This window comes from Pseudomonas sp. P1_F7, assembly GCF_056405655.1.
In genome coordinates, this window is sequence record NZ_JBFUBR010000052.1 from 1 (window position 1) to 1,741 (window position 1,741).

General features: G+C 63.5%; 1 protein-coding gene. It reads right to left on the minus strand.

Annotated elements, in window-relative coordinates; translation table 11 throughout:
- The coding region (locus tag AC1D1M_RS31310; protein WP_477778674.1) for an immunoglobulin-like domain-containing protein at nt 1–1,741 on the minus strand (1,741 nt) is incomplete at both ends.

Genomic DNA, 1,741 nt, shown 5'->3' on the forward strand with positions numbered 1-1,741 from the left:
GCATGGCCAGCCAGCACGTCGTTCGGCGCGCTGGTGGTGATGGTGCCGGTGGTGTGACCGACGGCGATGGTGATGSTCTGGCCGTTGGCCAACGTCACGACGACAGGCGAACCGGCGACGGCGGCACCGACGGTGGCGGTGTAGGTGACRGTGCCRCCYTCRGCCGCGGTTTCGGTGGCGGTCAGTTTCACCGTCGAGGTGTCGATGGTGTCAGTGACATTGGTCACCGCCGGCACCGTGCTTGGCACCAGGTTTTCGAAATCGCCGCCGGTAGCGGTGGAAATGCTGACTTCGACTTTGCCAGCATCTTTATACACGTCGTCTTTCGGTGCATCGACGGTCACGGTGCCGGTGGTTTTCCCGGCGTCGATGGTGATCACGGCGCCGTTGCTCAGGGTCACGGTCACCGGCGAGCCAGCGGCGTTGGACAGGGCCGCGGTGTAAACAATCGAGCCGCCTTCGGCCACGGCATCCGTTGCGCTCAGCGACAGGTTGGTGGTGTCGACGGTGTCGGTGACGCTGGTCACCGCCGGAACCGTGCTCGGCACCAGGTTCTCGAAGCTGCCGCCGGTGGCGTTGCTGATCGTTGCCTGAACGGTGCCGGCGTCTTTGTAGACGTCATCAGCCGGGGCCGCAACGCTTACGGTGCCGGTGGTGTTACCGGCCTCGATGGTGATCACCGCGCCGTTGCTCAGGGTCACGGTGACCGGTGTCCCGGCCGGATTGGTCAGGGTCGCGGTGTAGATGATCGAGCCACCTTCGGCCACGGCATCGGTGGCGCTCAAGCTGAGGTTGGTGGTGTCGACGGTGTCAGTGACAGAGGTCGAAACCGGTGTTTTATCCGTGACGAGATTCTCGTAATTGCCGCCGCTGGTACCGTCGATTTTCACGCTCAGCGTGTTGCCGCCTGCGAGGGCATCGTTCGGCGCGATGAAGTTGACGCTGCCGGAGCTGGCGCCAACCGGAATGGTGATGGTCTGGCCATTGGACAGGGTCACCACCACCGGCGAGCCGGTAACTGGCGCGGTGAGGGAGGCGGTGTACACCACAACACCGCCTTCAACGGTGCTGGCCGTGGCAGTCAGGCCGACGGTGGTGGTGTCGATGGTATCGGTGACATCGGTCACCGCTGGTGTCTTGTCGATCACCAGGTTTTCGAAGTTGCCACCCGTCGTCTCCTTGATGGTCACGTCGAGCTTGCCGGCATCTTTGTAGACGTCATCAGCCGGTGCCGGAACGGTCACGGTGCCGGTGGTCTTGCCGGCTTCGATGGTGATCACGGCACCGTTCGACAGGGTTACGGTCACCGGAATGCCTGCCGGATTGGTCAAGGCAGCGGTGTAGACGATCGAACCGCCTTCGTTGACGTTGCTGGTGGCAGTCAGCGACAGGGTGGTGGTGTCGACGGTGTCAGTGACGGTGGTGCTGACCGGGGATTTGTCGGCAACCAGATTCTCGTAGTTTCCGCCGCTGACGTTGGTGATCGAGTTGGTCAGTGGAGCATGGCCGGTCAACACGTCGTTCGGTGCGGGGGTGGWCACGCTGCCGGTGGTTTCGCCGACCGCGATGGTGATGCTCTGGCCGTTGGCCAAGGTCACAGTTACTGGCGAGCCAGTCACAGCGGCACCAACGGTGGCGGTGTAGGTGACGGTGCCACCCTCGGCCGCGGTTTCAGTCGCGGAAAGCTTCACGGTAGTGGTGTCGATGGTGTCGGTCACTTCCGTCACCGCTGGAGCGTTGC